Consider the following 1782-nt stretch of genomic DNA (forward strand, 5'->3'; position numbering starts at 1 on the left):
GCCGGGCTGGTCGACGCGGTCCAGGCCCCAGGACGGTGGGTTCGTCCGGGTGTGGTCGAAGGCGACCTTCGCGTCCTGGACCACGGAGGCCACGTCCGGGTCGGCGGCGAGCCGTGCGGCCTGCGCGGCGTCGGCCCGCACGGCGTATCCGTTGAGAGCGGTCCGGTAGGTGTGGCGGATTTTCGCCCCGTACTTCCCGGCGACGTCCTGGCCGGCCGCGGACGGCGCCCGCGTTCCCCCCTTCAGTGTGACGATGTAGCTGCCCGTCACGGCGCCGGGTGCACCGGCGCCGAGTATCCGTCCCTGCGCGGGGGCGGCCTGGGCGGGCAGCGTGATGGCCGAGACCACCGCTGCCGTGACGAGGGCGGTGAGCGCACAGGCGCCTCGCCTCCGTCCCGTTCGGATCACTGGCACGGTCACTGCCATGGATGGGTTCCCCCTCCTCAACTCGGCGCTCCGGAGCGCCAGTCGGCAGCCTCCCGTGCGGTGTGAACGGTCACAAGGGCGCATGAGGGGGCGGAATCGGCCATATCGCCCGTGGGGCGGGAGGGGAGGCGCGGAAGGTTGCGGCGGAATCCGGCCGTTCGGGGGAGCGGGACGGGCCTCGCTACGGCTGCGTGGTGGAGACCATGCGACGGCCGTCCGCGGCGAAGATCGCGGTGCCCGACAGCAGGACCGGTTCGCCCAGCGCACCGCCCAGACCGGACCCGTCCGAGGGCAGTGAGCGGGTCCGCCGGGTCGCGGCGTCCCCGGACAGGTCCATGGTCTTCAGGTAGATCTCGTCGACCCACAGGACCTTGCTCCCGGCCAGGGCCAGCACGCGGGGCGCGGCCGAGTCCGCCGTCTCCAGCCGCCAGCGCCGCTTCCCGGAGGCCAGGTCGTACGCCTCCATGACGTCGGCGCCCGCCACGACCAGCACTCCCGCGGAACCCGCCACGGGCGGCACCGACGGGGTCAGGTCGCCGTGCACCCTGCGGACGGCCAGCGTGCCGCCGTCCAGCTCCCGCACCCCCGCGCTCCGCTCCGACCAGCACAGCACCGCGCCGGAGCGGGCGAGCAGGCCGGTGCACCCGGGGGTCGTGCGCCGGGCCCGCACGGAGCCGTCCTGCGCGGACAGCGCCGCGACGGACCCCGACGACGCGACGTAGACCCGCCCGCCGCTCACCGCGAACCCCGGCGTCCGCCCGGCCTCCCCCTCGACGGACGTGCTCCACGTTCGCGCGCCGTCGTCCGCGGCGCGAGCCCGCACGGCGAGGGCACGGCCGGAACTGCCGGTCCGCTCCACCGTGTAGACGGTCCCGGCGGCGTACGCGACGGCGAGGACGGTGCCCCCCGATCCGTGCGTGCTCCAGGCCTCCTTGCCGGTGCCGAGGCGCAGCGCCCGCAGTCCGGACGGGCCGGTGACGAAGACGGACCGTCCGTCGGTGACCGGCGCCGGCTGCCGCGCGCCGGCCGCCGGTGTCGCTCCGGACCCGGACACGGCCCAGAGCTGCTTCCCGGACGCCGCGGCGACCGCCGCCGCCCCGCCCCGGGCGTCGCGGCACACCACGGTCCCGGACGCGAGCGCGCAGCCGGCGCCGCGGCGCACCAGGTCCTTCGGGTACGGGACCGCCCACGGCGCCCAGCCCCGGGGCAGCGCACCCGCGTCGAGCGCGTCCGCGCCGAACTCGCCGCTGTGGTCCGCGCCGCCGTACGCCATGACGACGCCGCCGGGCCGCGCGGCGCCGGGCGAGGCGGAGGCCCCCCGGGACGGCGGTGCCTGCCCGGCGCCGGACGGGTCGT

The 1782-nt window shown here is 77.1% G+C and carries 2 protein-coding genes; both read right to left on the minus strand.

Going from position 1 to position 1782, the window contains the following annotated elements:
• The coding region (locus tag GTW43_RS37170) for a protease inhibitor I9 family protein (RefSeq protein WP_202502415.1) at positions 1–426 on the minus strand (426 nt) is incomplete at its 3' end.
• 181 nt (positions 427–607) lie between these two features.
• Positions 608–1782 (minus strand): PQQ-binding-like beta-propeller repeat protein (locus GTW43_RS37175; protein WP_161306371.1); only part of this gene is annotated, 1175 nt, incomplete at its 5' end.

The sequence above is a fragment of the Streptomyces sp. SID5785 genome, assembly GCF_009870065.1.
In the GTDB taxonomy this organism is placed as follows: domain Bacteria; phylum Actinomycetota; class Actinomycetes; order Streptomycetales; family Streptomycetaceae; genus Streptomyces.